Here is a 21,149-nt window from a genome sequence, read left to right on the forward strand (position 1 = left end):
TGACGGGCGGGGAAATTCTTACCAGTACCGTTTTTTAAGCCGTTAATTAAAAGCTGATTTTGATACCCGTTGTGACCTGCCAGTAATCAATCCCTTCTGCCTCAAGACGTTTCTGATATTGCCCGCCGACACTCAGAGAGACATTGGGCATAAACGTATTTACCAGACCTACATCCAGCAGCGCCGTGCTTCCCGGCACACCCGTTGAGAAATCACTGCATTCGGCGCTATGCACATCACCAATGGCAACGGTTCCGTCATTACTGAAATCTTTAGTCAAACGCGTACTTGCGATAAACGCCCATTTTCCGGCTTTCAGGGTATCCCAGTCATACCGATACCTCAGGCCGATATGACCGGTAGGACGTACGATGTTGTCGTAATCGACATGAGCACCATCAACATCATTAAAATCATCGACTTTCAGGTATTGAACTCCGGCGCCAATGAGAGGCGTGAGCTGATGCTGCCCAAAAGTGAACGGGTAGCCTAAATCCAGTGTGGTCCCAAAGGATTTGGCATTAATATCAGCCACATCGCCGCCACGAAGATCTGTGGAAACTGTGCCATCATATTTCGCGGCGTCCAGTTCCCATTCCGCCAGTAAACCGTCGGTTTGTTTGTAAACGAGCAGCGTTGAAAGACCCCAGGCGGTGTAGTGCGTTTTGCTGTCACCATCTGCCGCATCTGGCGTGACGTCCAGCTCTGCGCGGGAAAGCCCGAAATTCAGCCCGAGAGACTGTCTTTCATCCTCACGCTGCAAGACCTTGCCGCCAAATAACCAGCCTTCCTGTTTTTGCTTATAGTCGTAACCGTAATCTTTAAAGCTCTGTCCGGAGTGATACGTATCTTCCCCGTTGAGATACTGGAAGAAAATGTTAACCCTTTTATCGTCGAGCAGAAGAGCCTGATCGTGGAAACTGGTGTTCAGGCGGTTGCTGTAACTGAGTAACGCCGACGGCAGGGACAAATATGAAGACACCTGTGGCGTCACCGCAGATCGGCTATCGCTATTTTCAGGTGTCGGGGCTACTCCGTCGTCGTCGGGATCAGGAATGGGTGTTGTGTCACCGTCATCGGGATCAGGAATGGGCGTTGTGTCACCGTCATCGGGATCCGGAATGGGTGTTGTGCCACCGTCATCGGGATCAGGAATGGGCGTTGTGCCACCGTCGTCGGGATCAGGAATGGGATCGGCTGTCGGCTCGGTATTGTCGTTTTCACTGAGCATTCTGTTTTGCAGGCGATAGTCCCAGTACTGACCTCCGGAACCTGCAACGGCACGCTGATCTGCGGAGCTGCGACCCGGAGCAAAAGCGTAGAGCGTATAGGCATATGCGCCCCTTGCGACGTATTCTCCCGCCAGCGCAAAGGTATTTTTACCGGCATTCCCTCCAACCTGAATCAGGGAAATCCCTTCCTGATTATCCGCTACGCCATCGTTATCGCTGTCGGTGAATATCCCGCTGCCATCGGGTGTGACGGAGACCATGATCGGCTTGCCAGCCGAAATGACATCACCGTCAATGAGCAGCCGGTCGTACTGTAAATCATCAGGATTCAGCCGGGCTCGCAGGTTGATCACATCATTATCACCCGCGGACAGATTTCCGTTAACCCGCATTGTCGCAGGGCTAATGCTGTCTGTGGCGGCCTGATCGTGATCATAATACGGAGCCAGCACGACATTATCTTTCATAATCAGATCAGCGATGCTGGCATTGCCGGAAAATGAAGTGCCGTTTTCCAGTGTCAGCGTTGAAGTCAGCGAACCTTCCAGCACAAAATCGCCGTTCTTAACGGTCGTACCGCCCGAAAACGTATTATCGCTGTACATCAGAAGTGTACCCCAGCCGTCTTTAATCAGGCTGCCGGTCCCTTCCAGTGCAGCGGTAATGATGGCGTTGGCAGCACCGACGGTGCTTTTATCGCTGGCGCTACCGGCAATAACGGACAATGTGGCGTTATCGCTTAGCATTACATTTCCGGCGAGCGTGCTGCGGCTGTGCATTTGTAATGTCGAATTTTCGCCCAGCGTAATATCAGATTCGAGCGTTCCATGTTCGCCCAAGGTGAGCAGTCCGCCCTGATTCAGTTTTAACGTGGCGATCTGATAAGTTTCGTCTATCCAGTCATTACTGAAGACAACGCCCCCCGCGTGAGGTGTTTGCTTTCCTGCGAGCGTCAGGCCGCCGTTGAGTACGGTGAGATCATTAAGATACGCGCCGCCGGTCAGGGAATAGTTGTTGGCGCTTTTCGTCGAATTCAAAATCACGTTCATTCCCGACGGGTTTTCGGGGGATCCCAGCTGGCCCATAAAGGTTTCGGATTTTGTATTCGCCAGCGTCAGCGTGGAACGGTCATCTGTGTTGGCATTGATGATGGTGGCACCGGCATCACTGTGATTGATGGTCGTGAAACTCATGTCATAACCGTTGAGATCCAGTACGCCGCCACGATAGCCAAAGAAAATCTGGTCGGAGGCAACCTGGCTTTCACCGCCCAGCCGTACCGTAGGGCGGCCACTTACAATCGTTACTGATGAAAATGCCTGATGGTGTCCCGCGCTGTCATCTTGCTGGGCAAGTACGACAGTTCCGTCGCCGACGTTTAATGCGCCTAAGTTATCGCCCGTCGCGTTGACATACAGGGTACCAGCACCGACTTTATGCAGGCTGTCTCCCGCTACGCCTTTAACTTCCCAGTCGACGGTTTTGCTGGCGTCAACTTCAATTCCGCCGCCCATCCAGGTGTTTCCTGCACCTTCTGCGGAAACCACGCGATAGTCATTGGAGAACTGTAGTTTACCCGCGCCCTGATTGATGCTGGCATCCAGCACGATCAGCCCGCCTTCGCCGTTAAAGCGCAAATCCTTCGAGGCATCCAGCGACGGATTGCGGACATCGGTCCCGACATTTCCGGCGATAATGTCCTCAATAGTAAGAATAAACTGCCCGGGTAAATCCGGGTCAGCGCCGTGCCATTTCCAGACGGAATCCCCCTGAACGATATCGCCCACAGCGCCTGTGCCGGTCCAGTGAATATCGCCACTGGCGGCGACGTCAGTCACATCCGGATCGGTATTTTGGGCAAATATACTGTTAATGAAGTCGGTCTGAAGCGCTAATGCATTCGTTTTTGAGGTATGCGTCGCGCCATTTTCAACCAAGATCCCGGCGGTGAGAACTCCATACATTTTCCATTTCTTATCAACATTGTCATAAACCAAAATCTGGCTGCCACTGTCCCCGGAGCTACCGGCAATATCTAAAGGGGAGCTTGTATCATTGTTGATCCACGTGATGCCATTTTGGGATATTTGAGAGGGTTTTAATGTCCCTGCACTTTTCCATGCGTAAGTGTTGGGTGTCAGTAAATTCAGATGCTGTCCTGTCGAATCAATCTGATACTGATAGCCAGCACCCACACGAGCAAAATAGGTATAGCGTCCTGTATTTCTCTTATCGTAAACATCTGCGGGATCAACCATTTCGACCGGGGCGACTTCAGTAACGACTTTATTTAGACGCGCTGCGCTAAAATCTTCGGTGGGATGATTATTGTAATTAATAACAAGATAATCGTTGCTGTATTTTGCGCCGGTAGCAAAGTTGGTGTTTTCGTACCATCCGTTATGCTTAACGGTTGTGACATAGCTACTGGCGATGAGCGTGGTATAGCCGGTTTTCGCTGCGCTGGAAAAATCGGGGATAGAAAAAGGAAGGAATCCGGCAGAAGTGCCATCAATATTAAAGACTTCTACATTTTCTGCACCGGGTTTGTATTTCCCGAGGTTCTCGGCAAAATCCCGATACTCCTGTACAGGAACATTTTCATTCATAACACCGGCTTCAGCACTAAATGTGCAAAGCGATATTACGCCAACCAATAAGTCGTACTTCATAATCCATTACCTTGAGTATTTAAGGGAACGTGATTTCCATCAATAAAAAGCTATTTATTAATGAGATATTTTGTTCCTGATAAAATTCACTCCCCGACTTATTTGTTCGAATAATTAATTTTTAAAGTTAATTTAATTAATTCATTGTGAAGTTAATTTCTGCGATATTTGCTGTTCGCAAAGCCAATCTGAGAAGTATTGTTCATTTAATTAGAAGGCGGGGGTTAATGTCTTCGCGCGGATTTTAAACAACAGTCTTTGTGTTAACAATTTCGCTGTTCTTAATATTAAATTTAGATTTGCTTAACTTTAAGCTTGTCGCTTCGTCATCCTGTGGCCTTCTAAGGCGCGTAGTCTACAGTTAAATCTGTTAGATTAAGAAGATACAATAAGCGGCAACATTCCGTTCACCAATGGTTTGTGCCAGGCATAACAGGAGTTCTGCGTTCGTGTTAACCCTTTTACACCTTCTGTCTGCTATATCGTTGTTAGTCTGGGGTACGCATATTGTGCGTACCGGCATCATGCGCGTTTTCGGCGCCAATCTGCGTCGTGTTCTGAGCAACAGTGTCGAGAAAAAACCGCTGGCGTTTGTGGCAGGTATTGGCGTTACCGCGCTGGTGCAAAGCAGTAACGCCACCGCCTTGCTGGTGACGTCGTTCGTTTCTCAGGGACTGGTTGCGCTTGCGCCCGCGCTGGTGATTATCCTCGGTGCCGACGTCGGGACCGCCGTGATGGCGCGCATTCTGACCTTTGATCTCTCCTGGCTTTCTCCGCTGCTGATTTTCGTCGGCGTGGCCTTTTTCCTCAGCCGTAAACAAACCCGAGCCGGGCAAATGGGGCGCGTCTGTATCGGGCTTGGCCTGATTTTACTGGCGCTGGAACTGATTGTGGCGGCGGCAACGCCAATCATGCAGGCGTCCGGCGTTAAAGTGTTGTTCTCCTCGCTGACCGGCGACGTACTGCTCGATGCCCTGACCGGCGCGATTTTCGCCATTATCAGTTACTCCAGTCTGGCCGCCGTTTTGCTGACGGCAACCCTGGCCGCGACCGGGGTGATTTCTCTCAAAGTCTCGCTGTGTCTGGTCATCGGGGCCAATCTGGGTAGCGGCCTGCTGGCGATGATCAATGCCAGCAAAATGAATGCCGCAGGGCGTCGCGTGGCGCTCGGCAGCACGCTGTTTAAGCTGATTGGCTGCGTTATCGTTCTGCCTTTCGTCGGGCCGCTTTCGACACAACTGGCGCGTCTGGGCATTCCGGACGAAGAGCTGGTGATCTATTTCCACATGTTCTACAACCTCATCCGCTGTCTGGCGATGGTGCCGCTGACGACGCCGATGGCAAAAATTTGCCAGATGATGATTGCCGATGTACCGGAGGACGATCCGCGTCTGCGTCCGCGCCATCTGGATGTCAGCGCGATTGATACGCCGACACTGGCGCTGGCGAATGCGGCCCGTGAAACGCTGCGTATGGGCGATGTGGTGGAACACATGCTGATCCTCAACCGCGAAGTGATGCACGGGAAACTGGCGCAGGATCGCGAGGTTCGGCGTCTCGATGACGACGTGGATGTGCTGTATACCGCCATCAAACTTTATCTGGCGCAAATCAATAAAGAAGGGCTGGGCGAAGACGATTCACGCCGCTGGGCGGAAATCATCGAAATGGCGCTGAACCTGGAACAGGCGGGCGACATTATCGAGCGAATGACCGGGGATATCACCGCGAAATCCCACGCCACGCGCCGGGCTTTCTCGCCGGAAGGCTTGGTGGAACTTGAAGCGCTCCATGAAAAATTACTGGATAACCTGCGTCTGAGTCTGGGCGTTTTCCTGTCGAACGACCTGACCAGCGCGCGCCGTTTGCGCCGTTCAAAGCATCGTTTCCGCATTCTCGACCGCCGGTATGCGCACGCACACGTTGACCGTCTGCATCAGCATAACGTGCAAAGTATCGAAACCAGTTCGCTGCATCTCGGGTTGCTGGGCGATATGAAACGTCTTAACTCGTTGTTCTGCGCGGTGGCGTATAACGTGCTGGATCAGGACGAGCAGGAAGATGAACAGCGTGAAAATAACGATGATATGAAGCGGGTATGAGTTTCTGAATCGGGTGTAAACAATGAACCGGGCGCGAACGATGCGCCCGGTTTTTTTTGGGCGTATCAGTCTTTTTTAACCGGTTTACCGGACCAGTAACCGGCCAGCAAAGAACCGGAAAGGTTGTGCCAGACCGAGAACAGCGCGCCCGGCAAAGCCGCCAGCGGCGTGAAGTAAATTTTCCCCAGCGTGGCGGCTAAACCTGAGTTTTGCATTCCGACTTCCATCGCCAGCGTGCGGCAGGTGGTCTCGTCAAACCCGAACAATTTCCCGCCCCAGTAACCGCTCAGCAGGCCGATGCCGTTGTGCAGGATCACCGCCACAATCACGATAAGCCCTACAGAACCGATAAAGCCCTGACTGCCCGCAACGACGGCGCTGATGATTGCCACGATACACACCATGGAAAACAGCGGCAGCAGCGGCTCAATGCGTTTCACCGTTTTGGTAAACAGATGATGAATAATCAGGCCCGCTAAAATCGGGATCACCACAATCTGCAGGATGCTCAGCAGCATGCCTTCCACATCCACTTTAATGTGCGTATCGACATAAAGACGCGTCAGCAGCGGCGTGGCAAAAACACCGACCAGCGTGGAGACAGCGGAGATGGTCACAGAAAGCGCGACATCGCCTTTTGCCAGATAAATCATCACATTGGACGCGGTTCCGCTGGCGACGCTGCCGACCAGAATCATACCAGCAGATAGATCCGGCGGCATATGGAACAGTTTTGCCAGCACCCAGGCCGCCAGCGGCATGACCAGATAATGCAGGAATGTTGCTGCTGCGACCGGCGCGGGGCGGGCCAGCACGCGTTTGAAATCACCGAATTCCAGCGTGACGCCCATCGCGAACATAATCAGCATCAGCAGGGTAGAAACGTGAGGCCCGATGGGGGTGAAAGTGCCGGGCGAATAGTACGCCGCGACCGACAACAGCACGGCCCACAGCGGGAACAGGCGGGTTATTTTGGCTAACATGTTGAGGATGATCCTTGTCTTTGTTGTTTTGCAAAAGTACAGATAAAAAAAAGACCGGGCACAAGGCCCGGTCTTCTCAGATACCGCGCCCGATATTATTCGAATAGGTTGCGGTGTAGAGTTTTTACGACCTGATCGGCATCACTGCCCGGCACCAGGAAGCACAGGTTGTAGCTGCTTGCACCGTAGCAAATCATGCGGATATTGAACGGATCCAGCACGCCGAAGACTTCTTTGCCGACGCCACAGGCCTGCGATAATTTGTTGCCGATAATCGCCACCAGCGCCAGGTTTTCTTCCACTTCCACGCGGCACAGCGAGGAAAGTTCGGTCAGCAGTGACGTAGTCAGCAGGCTGGCGTCTGACGAAGTGGAACCGGTGGTGTCGAGCGTCAGCGCTACGCTGACTTCTGATGTGGTGATCAGATCCACAGAAATATTGTGGCGCGCCAGAATGCCAAACACGTCGGCGAGGAAACCGCGTGAATGGAGCATGCTCAGGCTGTGCAACGTCACCAGCGTTTGTCGGCGGCGCAGTGCAATTGCGCGGAACAATGGCGGGTTTTCAGTGTTGTCACACACTAACGTGCCGCCGCCTGACGGATCTTTGCTGGAACCGACAAACACCGGAATACCGCGACGTACCGCAGGCAGTAATGTTGCCGGATGCAGCACTTTGGCACCGAACGTCGCCATTTCAGCCGCTTCTTCAAATGCAATGTGATCAATGCGTTTCGCCGCAGGCACCAGACGCGGATCAGTGGTGTAAATGCCCGGTACGTCCGTCCAGATATCCACGCGGACAGCGCCCAGCGCTTCGCCCAGCAAGGCCGCTGTATAGTCGCTGCCGCCACGGCCCAGCGTGGTGGTACGGCCTTTTCCTTCCGAACCGATAAAGCCCTGGGTAATCACCAGCGCGTCCTGTAAACGCGGCTGCAATTGCTGAAGCGTCAGGTCTGTCAGCGCCTGAGTATCCGGCTCTGCACGGCCAAAATGGTCGTTGGTGTGCATCACTTTACGCACGTCGAACCATTCCACCGGCACATTGCGCTGGCGGACGATTTCAACAAACAGAAGCGTGGACATCAGCTCGCCGTGGCTCACCAGTTCGTCGGTCAGCGCCGTGGACGTTGCGAGGCTCGCAGCTTCGGACAGCATGGCGATATTTTCCAGCATGCGGCCGATTTCTTCACGGATCACAGCCGGATTATCGAGGCGGTCAATAATGGCGTTTTGAATGCGGCGGATTTCATCAAGCAGGAACACCCGGCGTTCAGTTTCTTTGCCTGTGGCCAGCTCGACTAATAAATTGGTGACGCCCGCGGAGGCGGAGAGAACGACCAGACGAACTTCAGGGCGCGCAAGAACGATGTCTGCGCTGCGGTTCATGGCGTCGAAATCCGCTACGCTGGTACCGCCAAATTTGGCGACGATGACGTTGCCCAAAGGCTGCGGACTGGCGTTGCGGGATGCTGCGTAATTCATGTAAAACCTCGTGTCAGGGTCGTCATACCAGACGGCCATCGATTCCATAATTCTATAAGAATTGGCACAAGGGGAGGGCGGATAACGGGAGCAGGCGTAGAGATGCTACGATACACCCAGAAGCGCTCCACCTTGTCGACATCCTCACGGATGCCCGGTGACAACCCAGGGGATTCAGCCCCTGTAGCCGATCTTATGCCTGCCGAAGGCTTCAGACCTCGGCGTCGCTCCCCCTGATGTACCCTCGCAGGATTTCGGTTCCTCCGATACACTTCCTGGGCGACGCGCCTCTTCTGGCTCACGCGTCAAACGCGCGCGTGAGTTAGGTGCTTAGGAATAACGGGTTCTCGCCTTTCTGTCAACGGCAACAGGGCGCTAACGCCACATTTTGAACGATTGTCATCTAATATTGTTCTCTGTCATTGTGATTCAACAGATCTGACCTATCGCAAGAAAAGGCATCTCATCTCGGGAACTACAGGTTACAATCGGGACAGTTACCTCATATTTATTCTCAGCCTAAGAGCATTGCTATGAAAAATATCAATCCAACTCAGACCGCTGCCTGGCAAGCCCTGCAGCAGCATTTCGACACGATGAAAGATGTGCAGATTAGCCATCTGTTTGCTGAAGATGGTGATCGTTTCTCCAAGTTCTCTGCCACTTTTGAAGACCAGATGCTGGTCGACTTCTCTAAAAACCGTATTACGACAGAGACGCTGGACAAACTGCAGGCGCTGGCCAAAGAAACTGACCTTCAGGGCGCCATCAAATCGATGTTCTCTGGCGAGAAGATCAACCGTACGGAAGACCGCGCCGTTCTGCACGTTGCCCTGCGTAACCGCAGCAACACGCCAATCGTCGTGGATGGCAAAGATGTAATGCCGGAAGTGAATGCCGTTCTGGCGAAAATCAAAGGTTTCACCGAACGTGTTATCGGTGGCGACTGGAAAGGTTACACCGGCAAAGCGATTACGGATGTGGTGAACATCGGTATCGGCGGTTCAGACCTCGGCCCGTTTATGGTGACCGAAGCGCTGCGTCCGTACAAAAATCACCTGAATATGCATTTCGTCTCCAACGTTGATGGCACGCACATCGCCGAAACGCTGAAAGACCTGTCTCCGGAAACCACGTTGTTCCTGGTGGCATCAAAAACCTTCACCACGCAGGAAACCATGACCAACGCCCACAGCGCGCGCGACTGGTTCCTGAAAACCGCTGGTGACAACAAGCACGTGGCGAAACACTTCGCTGCGCTGTCTACCAACGGTAAAGCGGTCAGCGAATTTGGTATCGACACCGACAACATGTTCGAATTCTGGGACTGGGTCGGCGGCCGTTATTCACTGTGGTCCGCGATTGGCCTGTCCATCGCGCTGTCCATCGGTTTCGAAAACTTCGAACAGTTGCTGAGCGGCGCTCACGCGATGGATAAACACTTCGCGAATACCCCGGCTGAGAAAAACCTGCCGGTTCTGCTGGCGCTGATTGGTATCTGGTACAACGATTTCTACGGCACTGAAACCGAAGCTATCCTGCCATACGATCAGTACATGCACCGTTTTGCGGCGTACTTCCAGCAAGGCAACATGGAATCCAACGGTAAATTCGTTGACCGTAACGGCAATCCGGTGGATTACCAGACTGGCCCGATCATCTGGGGCGAGCCGGGTACCAACGGCCAGCACGCGTTCTATCAGCTGATTCACCAGGGCACCAAAATCGTTCCTTGTGACTTCATCGCGCCTGCGGTCAGCCACAACGCACTGAGCGATCACCACGCGAAACTGCTGTCTAACTTCTTTGCACAAACTGAAGCGCTGGCATTCGGTAAATCTCTGGAAGTCGTCGAGAAAGAATTCGCCGATCAGGGTAAAAAACCGGAAGACGTCAAACACGTCGCGCCGTTCAAAGTGTTCGAAGGTAACCGTCCGACCAACTCCATCCTGCTGCGCGAAATCACGCCATACAGCCTGGGTGCGTTGATCGCGATGTACGAGCACAAAATCTTCACGCAGGGCGCTATCCTGAACATCTATACCTTCGACCAATGGGGTGTGGAACTGGGTAAACAGCTGGCGAACCGTATTCTTCCTGAACTGGAAGGCAGCGAAGATGTGACCGGCCACGACAGCTCGACCAATGGCCTGATTAACCGCTTCAAAAACTGGCGCTAATCCCTCGTCATCCTTCAGGCTGTTTCAGCGTTGGCTGCGTGAACTCACCCCGGTCACTTACTTATGTAAGCTCCCGGGGCTTCGTTTCCTTGCCGCCTTGATCCAGCCCGAATGATTTAGAGGGACAGGTCGAAATATTTCTAAATAAAAGGGTTAGCCTCAACGGGCTGGCCCTTTTTTAATGCCGCTTTTCCGGCACAGACTCTGTGGTATTCTGCGGGTATTCATAACAAAAGTGGGATGTAGATCACATGGCAGGATCAAAACGTGCGACGATGGTTTCCGTCATCATGCAGCGAATTTTGAACGTTTTCTTATTGGGGCTGGCAGTCATTCTGATGATCTTTATCGGGCGCGAAACCTACCATCTGGCGATGGTTTTGTTCGTCAATAACGATCAGTCTTCATCGTATCTGCTGATAGAGGGCATCGTGATTTACTTCCTCTATTTCGAATTTATTGCGCTGATCATTAAGTACTTTTCGTCGGGCTATCACTTCCCGCTGCGTTACTTTATTTATATCGGCATCACGGCGATTATCCGCCTGATTATCGTCGACCATAAAAGTCCTTACGACACACTGGTTTACGCCTGCGCCATCCTTGTCCTCGTCGTGACACTTTACCTCGCCAACGGCGAACGTCTGCGTCGTGAATAAATGAGGCGATTACTGCCTTGCATTCATGCGTTAGAATGCGAGGCAGATAATTAATTGGAGGTATGAATACCTCCATGATGGAGCCGTTGATGTCTGATTCCCATTCCCCTGAACAACTCCCGATCCATTGGTTTCAAGATCCGAATGACGTGCCAGCGGATGTTGCTGACTGGCTGATGGAAATGGGATCCATGACCCGCCGGTTTGAAAAACAGGGTGTTACCGTCACCGTGAAACCGAAAAATGAATGTTTTGTGCGTCGTGATGAGCTGGGTGAAAGCGAAGCGCAGCAGCTGCCGGAAAGTGCCCGTTATTGGGTTCGCGAAGTGATCCTGTTTGGCGATGCCGAACCCTGGCTGCTCGGACGCACCGTGATCCCGGAAGAAACGCTAACCGGGCCGGATCTGGCGCTGGTTGATTTGGGCACGGTGCCGCTGGGCCGGTATCTGTTTAGCGGCAACAATCTGACCCGTGATTACATCCATCTGGGACAATTAAATACTGAGCAGGGCAGTTTATGGGCGCGTCGCTCGCGGCTTTGCCTGTCGGATAAGCCCCTGCTTCTGACAGAAATTTTTCTGCCAGACTCGCCGGTTCACCGCCCTGAGGGCAAAGTGGGCCAGGCATGAGTCAAACTAATCCACAAGGAGAACAGAGAGTGTCGGGAAGTATGACTCAGGGCACCTGGCGGGATTACTGCCGCCTGATGCGCATTGATAAGCCGATAGGTTCCTTGCTGCTGTTGTGGCCGACGCTTTGGGCGTTGTGGCTGGCCCGTGAGGGCGCGCCTTCTGCCAAAATTTTGCTGGTCTTCGTGCTGGGCGTTTTCTTCATGCGCGCGGCGGGTTGTGTGGTGAATGACTACGCGGACCGTAAATTCGACGGACACGTAAAGCGCACCGCCAACCGTCCGCTTCCAAGCGGTGCGATCACCGGGAAACAGGCAAAAATCTTGTTTGTCGGCCTGGTGCTGGTGTCCTTCCTGCTGGTTCTGACGCTGAACCGGATGACCATTTTGCTGTCTCTCGCGGGGCTGGCGCTGGCCTGGGTTTACCCGTTCATTAAGCGGGTCAGCAACCTGCCGCAGTTTGTGCTGGGCGCGGCGTTTGGCTGGGCAATTCCGATGGGGTACGCCGCCGTCAGCGGGACGTTGCCTTTGAGTTGCTGGCTGATGTTCATCGCGAACATTTGCTGGACGGTGGCTTACGATACGCAATACGCGATGGTCGATCGTGATGATGATTTAAAGATTGGCGTGAAATCTACGGCGATTTTATTTGGTCGTTTTGACACGCTGATTATCGGCCTGTTGCAGCTGGCAACGCTGGTTCTGATGGGCATTATCGGACACCTTTCTCAGCTTGGCGCGCCGTTCTGGTGGTCATTAGTACTGGCCGCTGCGCTGTTTGTTCACCAGCAAAAGCTGATTGCCAAACGTGAGCGTGATGCCTGCTTCCTGGCTTTTCGCCAGAATAACTACGTCGGGCTGGTGCTGTTCCTTGGCATCCTGATGAGTTTATCTGCTTTCAGCTTCTGAGCCTTTCAGGCAATAAAAACGCCCGGTCTTTTTATAAGCTCGGGCGTTTTGCTTTAAGGCGTTATCGCAATGATTTTAACGTCAATCAGTGGTCGGTATCGCGCACGTCCATCTTCGGCTCAGCCGGAGGTTCGGTCGCCTGAGGCAGCTCAGAAGGCATACCGGCGCTTTCGATGGTGAGTTTAATATCCGGCGTCATCAGGTCGCTGAGCATGTTGTAAATCTCACGCGTCTGTTCCTGAATCGCATCGCCGCTGTCGCTGATATACCCTTCAGCGCGCAGTGTGCCGACCAGCGTGGAAAACACCGCTTTGTCGAAGAATTCAGGGGCATTAATGCCGTGCAGCACGGATAAACGCTGCGCCATAATCCGGCTCTCTTTTTCCAGCGCACCGCGGTTGATGCTTGGATTATTGGTGAGCAGGGAGAACGTAATCGCGTAGCGTTGCAGCGTTTCGCGGACACCCGCCGCCAGCAGTTGCAGCGTGCGGATACGCGCCGGGTTCAGCGTCAGCTCGTCGTCTTCCAGATGAATGATTTGCTGACGGGCCAGTTCCAGCGTCAGAATATCCAGCACGTGCGGAAGTTCCGATTTATCGAAATGCATAAACAGTTCAGCTTTCAGCATCGGATAAATCAGCTCGACCTGACGCAGCAATTCAGCACGACTCACATGGCGGTGGTGCATCACGATGCTTGAAATCAGCGACGGCAGAACCAGCATATGGTGGATGTTGTTGCGGTAATACGTCATCAGCACCGCTTGTTCGCGCGGCAGAACGATGATGTCGCCGATATTGTCTTTCTCGACCTGGAACTTGTTCATGTTCAGGGCGTGATCGAGCAACTGGTCGGCAGTCAGATCCGGCACCGTCGAATCGGCGTTATACGGCACATTGCGCAGTAATTGCAGATAACAATCAATCTGCTCAGTCAGTTGTTCGCGGGTCAGTGAACGCTGACGCGATGCCAGCAGCGCGGTACAACACAGGTTCATGGCGTTTGCCGCCGCTGAGTTGTTGATGCGCACCATAATCTGTTCTGCCAGATCCTGAACCGTTGGCGTCAGCCAGCTCGGACGTTGCGCTTCGATAGGATCGATCGCTTCACGCCAGGTTGGTACGTTCTGGTTCAGATACGTGGTCAGATGCAACGGTTCACCAAAGTTCACATAACCCTGGCCGAGGTTACGCAGTTTGCGTAAACCGTTGAGCATCTGGGTCAGGCTTTCTTTCTCTTTGGTCGCACCGCGCAATTCTTTCGCGTAGGTCCCCACTTCCATGACGTGTTCGTAACCGATGTAAATCGGCACTAACGTAATCGGACGTGAACCGCCGCGCAGCATGGCCTGAATAGTCATCGCCAGCGTGCCGGTTTTCGGCTCCAGTAAACGCCCGGTACGCGAACGGCCACCTTCCACGAAATATTCCACGGAATAACCACGGCTGAACAGTTCGCCGAGATATTCACGGAATACCGTCGAATACAGCTTGTTGCCTTTGAACGTACGGCGGATGAAGAACGCACCCAGACGGCGGAAAATCGGGCCAGCGGGCCAGAAATTCAGGTTGATACCGGCCGCAATGTGCGGAGGAACCAGCCCCTGGTGATAAAGCACGTAGGACAGTAACAGGTAATCCATGTGGCTACGGTGGCAGGGCACATAAACGATTTCCTGCCCGTCCAGCGCCAGCTGACGCACACGTTCCGCATTATTGACGTTGATGCCTTTATACAGGCGGTTCCACGTCCAGCTCAGCACGCGATCAGAAAGGCGCACGGCTTCATACGAGAAGTTAGCCGCAATCTCTTCCATCAGCGCGATGGCGTTTTGCTGGGCTTTTTCGTGTGAAATCTTCTTACTGCGCGCTTCATCTTCAATGGCTTTTTCGATGGCCTTGGACGCCAGCAGCTTATTGAACAAATCCTGTCGCGCTGGCAAACGCGGGCCAACTGCCGCCAGACGCTGGCGGGAGAAGTGCATACGCGCCACGCGTGCCAGTTTCTGGGCGATGGTTTTGTCGGTTCCGTGCTCAGTCGCCATATAGCGCAGAGAAACGGTATTGGAAAAACGGACAAAACTGTCGCGGCCCAGCCACAGCACGGCGAAGAATTTCTGGATCCCGTTCAGCACGCGCAGATGCGGCGTATCGTGGCCTTCGCGGCCTGGCGCACGGCCAAACATGACCGACACGGGCAGCATCTGAATGTCTAAATCCGGGTTATTACGGTGCAAATCCAGGTAATCGTGGAACAGCTTTACCGATTCCTGCTTTGGCGTGTAATAAGAGAAAACGCGCGGGCCTTCGGCAATAAACACATGGCTCGGCAGCAGCGTTCCGTCGATTTCCAGCGGAATAAGGGGATCAGGCAGATTTTGCGCCAGACACTGCGCGCGCAATGTCAGCAAATCGGCTTTGGAGTTATAAGGCAATACGTACAGAATTGGCCGGGTCGGGTCTAAGTGCAACTCGGTAACCGGATCTGAAGGTATGACCTTGCTCTTTACCAGCAATGAGAGTGGTAAATTCAATAATGTGTAATAAAGTCTACGCCAACCTGACATAAAAACGTGAAGCCTCTTGTTAGCAATTTCGCCGCAAGGATACCAGAAAGCTCAGACGAGATCTGTGGTGATGAGATACCATTAAACCGCTAAAATGCGCAAAACCCGCAGGACAATATTTCAAGGATCAGTAACAGAATGGCGAACCAAGTCACTGGATTTACCCGCATCTATAAAGCCGCAGGCTATTCCTGGAAAGGCCTGAAGGCCGCATGGCAAAATGAAGCCGCTTTCCGGCAGGAGGCCAGCGTTGCTATCCCGCTAATTTTATTATCTTTCTGGCTGGATGTAAGCAGTATAGAACGTATCCTGCTGATTGGCTCTGTCGTGCTGGTGTGTGTGACTGAACTGCTTAACAGCGCCATTGAATCCGCGATTGACCGAATCGGGCCTGAGTTTCACGTCCTGTCCGGGCGTGCGAAAGATATTGGCTCCGCCGCCGTACTTCTGACCATCATATTGGCGATTTTTGTCTGGGTCAGCATCTTTTGGCCGCGATGGTTCTGATTTGGAATCTGCATTCCAGGAATTGTCGTTATGCCCTGTTTTTATTCAATCTTAGGTTTTCATTGACCGTTTAGCTGTATATACTCACAGCTAGACTGTATAAACAACCAGGGGGCGGAATGAAAGCTTTAACGACCAGACAACAAGAGGTCTACGACCTTATTCGCGATCATATCTCCACCACCGGTATGCCACCGACCCGCGCAGAGATTGCATCCCGTCTGGGGTTCCGTTCCCCGAACGCGGCGGAAGAACACCTGAAAGCGCTGGCGCGTAAAGGCGTTATCGAGATCGTTTCCGGTGCTTCGCGCGGTATTCGTCTGCTGATGGAAGAAGAAGAAGGTTTACCGCTGATTGGCCGCGTTGCCGCCGGTGAACCGCTGCTGGCTCAGCAGCACATCGAAGGACATTATCAGGTCGATCCGGCCATGTTTAAACCGAGTGCAGATTTCCTGCTGCGCGTCAGCGGGATGTCGATGCGTGATATCGGTATTCTGGATGGCGACCTGCTGGCAGTACACAAAACGCAGGACGTCCGTAACGGGCAAGTTGTCGTTGCGCGTATTGATGATGAAGTCACGGTTAAACGCCTGAAGAAACAGGGCAGTGTTGTTCAGCTGTTGCCTGAAAACAGCGAATTCCAACCGATTGTGGTTGATTTGCGTGAACAGAATTTCAGCATTGAAGGTCTGGCGGTTGGCGTTATCCGCAACGGCGACTGGATCTAATCTGCGCTTAAGCTTTACGTTACAGGTGCGTTGGCCGCCTCTGACGCGCCTGTAAAATCACTATCTCATCGCCCTGTTTTGGGGCGTTGTTGTTTTAAGCATTGCTCAAAAACTCTTTCGATAAAATCCTCTTTCTTACGTGTTATTCGCTGCGTTCCTGTTCAGACCAAATGTCGGATTTGCACTCTTTGTGCCCTGAATTACCGGCCTTTTTCAGTCAGACAGATTTCAATTCCACGTTATTTCCTGCTTTGGATTAATCCTAATAGTGGTTTTTATCCCTGTTTTGGGAAGACGAATCCGCATTCTCTACTAAGCTTTGAAGTGTTAAGGACGGGCTGCCAACAAACGTGCAGCTCCACAACCCAAGGTAACAGGAGATATTTATTATGAATAAGGACCAAGCCGACGGTAACTGGAAGCAGTTCAAAGGGAAAGTGAAAGAACAGTGGGGTAAGCTGACTGATGACGACCTGACAGTCGTTGAAGGTAAACGTGATCAGCTGGTAGGTAAGATTCAGGAGCGTTATGGCTATCAGAAGGATCAGGCCGAGAAAGAGCTCAAGGATTGGGAATCTAAAAACAAATATCACTGGTAACACGCGACTCCCCCTCGCGTATCAGTGACGTATCCTGAGTTATTGCTGCTCCTACCCGGAACACTTTCAGGATACGGGTACAAGGATGTACCCAACCTTCAATATCTTCCTTCTACACCTTAAATTATCCGTTATGCTGCGTTAAAACCCTTCCGCTTTACGCCTTTTGAAACCCATCAAAAACACCTGATATATCAACGTTTTTTCACCACAATGCTGTGGTCGTGTTCGCAATGATCGTGACTGTCGCAGGTTTCAACAACTTTGCATTCGGCACATAAGCCATGCGCTTCAACGACCGAATGACGCAACTCAAAGCCGGATTCAAGCGCCAGTTTCGCCAGACGTTCTTCAATACCGTCTGTGGTTTTTTCCGTGACCAGCCCGCAGCGGTCACAGATAAACAGTGCAGAAGTGTGGCTTGGCTCTTCGAAATGATGGCAAAGCACATAGCTGTTTGCCGATTCAACCCGATGAATAAACCCTTGTTCCAGCAGGAAATCCAGCGCCCGGTAAACCGTTGGCGGTTTGGCCTGTGGCTCGCTGACCCGCAGCAGATCCAGCAAGTCATAGGCGCTGATCGCACCGGGTTGTTGCGCCATCAGTCGCAAAACTTCCAGCCGCTGCGGTGTAAGACGAACATTGCGCTGCTGGCAAAGTTCTTCAGCTTGTGAAAGTAATTTTTCCGGATTATTCAGGGTCATAGCAACATTCTCTGAGCGCAGATTGGGATAAATAGGCCACATCATGCAGCCATTCTTAATTTTATCATGCTTCAGCCAGATCGACGAATTATGCGCCGCTCAGTTGTGAGGTTACACGGGAGCAAAGTCGCTAAACCGGGCAAGATGCCGAATCTTTGTTCTGTGGTATAATCAGCGATTAACTTCCCTCTGGCCGCCGTGCCGGAGGGAGCGCCACGAACCCCTCAGCGAATGTCAGGCCGATGTCAGAAACTCAACACGCAATGCCCCGAAACGCCATGCCCACAACCCAGCCATATTCCGCTCAGCGTTTTTCCGTTGCGCCGATGCTTGACTGGACCGACCGCCACTGTCGCCATTTCCATCGCCTGATGACCGGCCAGACGTTGCTGTATACCGAAATGGTCACTACCGGCGCGATTATTCATGGCAAAGGTGATTATCTGGGCTTTGGCAGTGAAGAACATCCGGTGTCTTTGCAGCTGGGCGGCAGCAATCCGGCCGATCTGGCGCACTGCGCGAAGCTGGCAGAAGAACGTGGCTATGACGAGATCAACCTGAACGTCGGTTGCCCGTCAGATCGCGTGCAGAACGGTATGTTCGGTGCCTGCCTGATGGGGCAGGCGTCGCTGGTGGCGGATTGCATTAAAGCGATGCGCGATGTGGTGTCGATTCCGGTCACCGTCAAAACCCGCATCGGGATTGACGATCAGGACAGCTACGAATTTCTCTGCGAGTTCATCCGACAGGTGTCTGAAAACGGCGGCTGCGATACCTTTATCATTCATGCCCGTAAAGCCTGGCTTTCCGGCCTGAGCCCGAAAGAAAACCGTGAAATTCCGCCGCTGGATTACCCGCGTGTTTATCAGCTCAAGCGTGATTTCTCCCATCTGACGATGGCGATTAACGGCGGCATTAAAACGCTGGAAGAAGCCAAAACGCATCTGCAACACATGGACGGCGTGATGGTAGGCCGCGAAGCCTATCAGAATCCGGGCATGTTGCTGAGCGTAGATCAGGCACTGTTCGGTTCGCAGGCACCGGTGAAAACCGGGCCGGAGATCATCCGCGCGCTGTATCCGTACATCGAAGCCGAGCTGAGCAAAGGCACTTATCTGGGTCATATTACCCGCCATATTCTGGGTCTGTTCCAGGGTGTGCCGGGTGCGCGTCAGTTCCGCCGTCATCTCAGCGAAAACGCACACAAAGCGGGCGCGGGCATTGACGTCGTTGAGCAGGCGCTCTCGATGGTCAGCCAGCCGCAGGAAGCGCCGGTTCAGGCGTAAGCGTCTTCAAAATCGACGTGAGCAAATTCACTACCAGTTAGTCAGATTCACTATTTTTTCGCAGGCCGTTTGCGCCTGCGAAAAAATTTCCCCTGTTAAATCAGTTAATTATTTCCCCTCTCACTCTGGCACGCTTCTTGTAATAGCTTCATCGTGTTTTGACATTACGTCTTACTGCACACTGGCTTATTAAGGAGCACCCGATGCTGGAAATTCTTTTCGTGCTTGGTTTTTTCTTTATGCTGATGCTGACCGGCATTTCCCTGCTGGGCATGGTGGCGGCGCTGATCGTGGCATTTGGTCTGATGATGTTGGGCGGCTTCTTTGTGATTGTTATTAAAATGTTGCCGTGGCTAGTTTTAGCGGTCGTCGCCGTCTGGATTTACCGGACATTTATCCGGCCTGACGAACCAAAATATCGCCGTCGCCGCCTGCCATAAAAGAGTCGGACGATGAGCGATTTTCATAACTTCATGAAATAGAAAAGGTTGATGGCGGCGTTTTGAGCACAAAAAAATGTAAACGTTACATCTATAACTTTTACTTATGTGCTAGCGATCACAAGCTGGATCAGAATGTGCGGTCGAAATGCATAAATCATATTTTTTAACATGGGTGACTGTTAGGATGGAATTCATACGTGGTCAGCAGGCCGCAAAATGAATTCATCAAGTCCGGTGAGGCACACAATAGTCACACAAGTGACACCGCCCTCCGGATTTACCCGGCAGTACCCTACAGCAGTACCCGTCTGAACTCAGAGGTTGTCTGTATCAGGCAGTAAAAAAGGCTTCCTTCTGGAAGCCTTTTTTGCGTCTGTTACTTGCCCGGGATCAGCAGGCTTGAGCCTTGTGTGATGCGGCTTTCCAGCGTTTCGTGGGCGCGTTTAGCTTCGGAGAGCGGGAATTTCTGCGCGTCGCTGACGTCGACTTTTATCGCGCCGCTGGCGATAAGTGAAAACAGCTCGCCGCTGGCCTGCGCCAGTTCTTCGCGATTGGTTACGTAGCCATTAAGCGAGGGGCGCGTGACGAACAGCGAACCTTTCTGATTCAGGATCGCCAGATCCACACCTTTCACCGGCCCGGACGCATTCCCAAAGCTGACCAGCAAACCGCGGCGCTTCAGGCTGTTCAGGGATTTTTCGAAGGTGTCTTTGCCGACAGAATCGTAAACCACCCCGACTTTTTCGCCGTTGGTCAGTTCGGCCACGCGGGTGGCGATATCTTCTTTCTGATAGTTAATCGTCGCCCAGGCACCGGCTTCTTTGGCGCGGGCGGCTTTTTCATCAGAACCAACAGTCCCGATCAGTTTTACGCCCAGTGCTTTTGCCCACTGGCTGGCAATCAGCCCGACACCGCCTGCGGCAGCGTGGAACAAAATGGTTTCGCCCGCCTGCACTTCATACGTCTGGCGCAGTAAATAGTAAACCGTCAGCCCTTTCAGGAACGACGCCGCCGCCTGTTCAAAGCTGATGGCATCCGGCAGCAGGGCGATTTTCTCCTGCGGTACGTTATGGATTTCGCTGTAAGCGCCGAGCGCGGACTGCGCATACACCACGCGGTCGCCCGGTTTGATGCCGGTCACGTCGCTGCCGATTTTGGTGACAACGCCAGCCGCTTCGGTGCCCAAACCGGCCGGGAAACTGGCTGGTGGATACAAACCGCTGCGCACATAGGTATCGATGTAGTTAATGCCAATGGCTTTGTTCTCAACCTGAACTTCACCGGCCTTGGGTTCTTGTGGCTGATAATCAACGTATTGCAGAACGTCAGGTGTACCTGTTTCAGAAAACTGGATGCGCTTTGCCATGTTTTTCCCTCGTGATGGAGTCTGATTTCAACCCTAGGCTAAATGGCCGGCACAATCCAGATTTTAGGCACAGCCGGTTAATACCCTTTTGAAATGAGACA

General features: G+C 52.7%; 16 protein-coding genes and 1 riboswitch. Of the genes, 10 read left to right on the forward strand and 6 right to left on the reverse strand.

Annotated features, from left to right (window positions below; genetic code table 11):
• Nucleotides 1–46 precede the first annotated feature (46 nt).
• A complete protein-coding gene (locus tag IV433_RS24275) occupies nt 47–3,904 on the reverse strand; it encodes a S6 family peptidase (RefSeq protein WP_195816334.1) in 3,858 nt (1,285 codons plus the stop codon).
• A 449-nt stretch (nt 3,905–4,353) separates the two neighbouring features.
• On the opposite strand from IV433_RS24275, the gene IV433_RS24280 reads away from it, so the two are divergent.
• A complete protein-coding gene (locus IV433_RS24280) occupies nt 4,354–6,006 on the forward strand; it encodes a Na/Pi cotransporter family protein (RefSeq protein WP_195816333.1) in 1,653 nt (550 codons plus the stop codon).
• A gap of 65 nt (nt 6,007–6,071) precedes the next feature.
• Here the strand turns inward: IV433_RS24280 and panS are convergent, their stop codons facing one another.
• Together panS and lysC are read right to left on the reverse strand one after the other, a co-directional pair.
• A complete protein-coding gene (panS, locus tag IV433_RS24285; protein ID WP_195816332.1) occupies nt 6,072–6,989 on the reverse strand; it encodes a ketopantoate/pantoate/pantothenate transporter PanS in 918 nt (305 codons plus the stop codon).
• 95 nt (nt 6,990–7,084) lie between these two features.
• Nucleotides 7,085–8,473, reverse strand: a complete 1,389-nt coding sequence (gene lysC, locus IV433_RS24290; RefSeq protein WP_195816331.1) for a lysine-sensitive aspartokinase 3 — start codon at nt 8,471–8,473, stop codon at nt 7,085–7,087.
• Nucleotides 8,474–8,585: 112 nt separating this feature from the next.
• Nucleotides 8,586–8,774: riboswitch (Lysine riboswitch) on the reverse strand.
• 232 nt (nt 8,775–9,006) lie between these two features.
• Between lysC and pgi the strand changes: the two genes are divergently transcribed.
• From pgi to ubiA, 4 genes are all read left to right on the forward strand, one after another.
• Nucleotides 9,007–10,653, forward strand: coding sequence for a glucose-6-phosphate isomerase (gene pgi / locus IV433_RS24295; RefSeq protein WP_195816330.1), 1,647 nt, complete (start codon nt 9,007–9,009; stop codon nt 10,651–10,653).
• A gap of 251 nt (nt 10,654–10,904) precedes the next feature.
• Entirely contained in the window at nt 10,905–11,312 is a 408-nt protein-coding gene (psiE, locus tag IV433_RS24300) for a phosphate-starvation-inducible protein PsiE (protein ID WP_195816329.1), read from the forward strand.
• A gap of 89 nt (nt 11,313–11,401) precedes the next feature.
• Nucleotides 11,402–11,941 (forward strand): chorismate lyase, encoded by a 540-nt coding sequence (gene ubiC, locus IV433_RS24305; RefSeq protein WP_195816328.1) that lies wholly within the window; start codon nt 11,402–11,404, stop codon nt 11,939–11,941.
• A gap of 29 nt (nt 11,942–11,970) precedes the next feature.
• Nucleotides 11,971–12,849, forward strand: coding sequence for a 4-hydroxybenzoate octaprenyltransferase (gene ubiA / locus IV433_RS24310; protein ID WP_326838674.1), 879 nt, complete (start codon nt 11,971–11,973; stop codon nt 12,847–12,849).
• Nucleotides 12,850–12,934: 85 nt separating this feature from the next.
• Here ubiA and plsB read toward each other — a convergent pair whose 3' ends face one another.
• Nucleotides 12,935–15,415 carry a glycerol-3-phosphate 1-O-acyltransferase PlsB gene (gene plsB / locus IV433_RS24315; RefSeq protein WP_195816327.1) on the reverse strand — a complete coding sequence of 827 codons (2,481 nt, stop codon included), beginning with the start codon at nt 15,413–15,415 and terminating at the stop codon, nt 12,935–12,937.
• Nucleotides 15,416–15,553: 138 nt separating this feature from the next.
• On the opposite strand from plsB, the gene IV433_RS24320 reads away from it, so the two are divergent.
• The 3 genes from IV433_RS24320 (at nt 15,554) to IV433_RS24330 (ending at nt 17,249) form a co-directional block, all read left to right on the forward strand.
• Complete coding sequence (locus tag IV433_RS24320; protein WP_152327435.1) at nt 15,554–15,922, forward strand: diacylglycerol kinase; 369 nt, start codon at nt 15,554–15,556, stop codon at nt 15,920–15,922.
• 119 nt (nt 15,923–16,041) lie between these two features.
• Nucleotides 16,042–16,650, forward strand: a complete 609-nt coding sequence (gene lexA, locus IV433_RS24325) for a transcriptional repressor LexA (RefSeq protein WP_047605531.1) — start codon at nt 16,042–16,044, stop codon at nt 16,648–16,650.
• A gap of 389 nt (nt 16,651–17,039) precedes the next feature.
• A complete protein-coding gene (locus IV433_RS24330) occupies nt 17,040–17,249 on the forward strand; it encodes a CsbD family protein (RefSeq protein ID WP_101074856.1) in 210 nt (69 codons plus the stop codon).
• Between the two features lie 194 nt (nt 17,250–17,443).
• Here IV433_RS24330 and zur read toward each other — a convergent pair whose 3' ends face one another.
• Nucleotides 17,444–17,953 carry a zinc uptake transcriptional repressor Zur gene (gene zur, locus IV433_RS24335; RefSeq protein ID WP_152327434.1) on the reverse strand — a complete coding sequence of 170 codons (510 nt, stop codon included), beginning with the start codon at nt 17,951–17,953 and terminating at the stop codon, nt 17,444–17,446.
• Between the two features lie 278 nt (nt 17,954–18,231).
• On the opposite strand from zur, the gene dusA reads away from it, so the two are divergent.
• Nucleotides 18,232–19,239, forward strand: a complete 1,008-nt coding sequence (gene dusA / locus IV433_RS24340) for a tRNA dihydrouridine(20/20a) synthase DusA (protein ID WP_195816326.1) — start codon at nt 18,232–18,234, stop codon at nt 19,237–19,239.
• 203 nt (nt 19,240–19,442) lie between these two features.
• Nucleotides 19,443–19,679, forward strand: a complete 237-nt coding sequence (gene pspG, locus IV433_RS24345) for an envelope stress response protein PspG (protein WP_195816325.1) — start codon at nt 19,443–19,445, stop codon at nt 19,677–19,679.
• A 379-nt stretch (nt 19,680–20,058) separates the two neighbouring features.
• On the opposite strand, the gene IV433_RS24350 is transcribed toward pspG, so the two are convergent.
• Nucleotides 20,059–21,048: a quinone oxidoreductase gene (locus tag IV433_RS24350; protein ID WP_152327426.1), complete on the reverse strand. Its 990-nt coding sequence runs from the start codon at nt 21,046–21,048 to the stop codon at nt 20,059–20,061.
• Nucleotides 21,049–21,149 lie beyond the last annotated feature (101 nt).

The organism is Rahnella laticis, assembly GCF_015644585.1.
GTDB lineage: Bacteria > Pseudomonadota > Gammaproteobacteria > Enterobacterales > Enterobacteriaceae > Rahnella > Rahnella laticis.

Bases quoted from the DNA above. Each gene is read 5' to 3' on its own strand.
- IV433_RS24275 (WP_195816334.1), bottom strand. From the start codon at position 3,904: ATGAAGTACGACTTATTGGTTGGCGTAATATCGCTTTGCACATTTAGT.
- panS (WP_195816332.1), bottom strand. From the start codon at position 6,989: ATGTTAGCCAAAATAACCCGCCTGTTCCCGCTGTGGGCCGTGCTGTTG.
- lysC (WP_195816331.1), bottom strand. From the start codon at position 8,473: ATGAATTACGCAGCATCCCGCAACGCCAGTCCGCAGCCTTTGGGCAAC.
- pgi (WP_195816330.1), top strand. From the start codon at position 9,007: ATGAAAAATATCAATCCAACTCAGACCGCTGCCTGGCAAGCCCTGCAG.
- psiE (WP_195816329.1), top strand. From the start codon at position 10,905: ATGGCAGGATCAAAACGTGCGACGATGGTTTCCGTCATCATGCAGCGA.
- ubiC (WP_195816328.1), top strand. From the start codon at position 11,402: ATGTCTGATTCCCATTCCCCTGAACAACTCCCGATCCATTGGTTTCAA.
- plsB (WP_195816327.1), bottom strand. From the start codon at position 15,415: ATGTCAGGTTGGCGTAGACTTTATTACACATTATTGAATTTACCACTC.
- IV433_RS24320 (WP_152327435.1), top strand. From the start codon at position 15,554: ATGGCGAACCAAGTCACTGGATTTACCCGCATCTATAAAGCCGCAGGC.
- lexA (WP_047605531.1), top strand. From the start codon at position 16,042: ATGAAAGCTTTAACGACCAGACAACAAGAGGTCTACGACCTTATTCGC.
- IV433_RS24330 (WP_101074856.1), top strand. From the start codon at position 17,040: ATGAATAAGGACCAAGCCGACGGTAACTGGAAGCAGTTCAAAGGGAAA.
- zur (WP_152327434.1), bottom strand. From the start codon at position 17,953: ATGACCCTGAATAATCCGGAAAAATTACTTTCACAAGCTGAAGAACTT.
- dusA (WP_195816326.1), top strand. From the start codon at position 18,232: ATGCCCACAACCCAGCCATATTCCGCTCAGCGTTTTTCCGTTGCGCCG.
- pspG (WP_195816325.1), top strand. From the start codon at position 19,443: ATGCTGGAAATTCTTTTCGTGCTTGGTTTTTTCTTTATGCTGATGCTG.
- IV433_RS24350 (WP_152327426.1), bottom strand. From the start codon at position 21,048: ATGGCAAAGCGCATCCAGTTTTCTGAAACAGGTACACCTGACGTTCTG.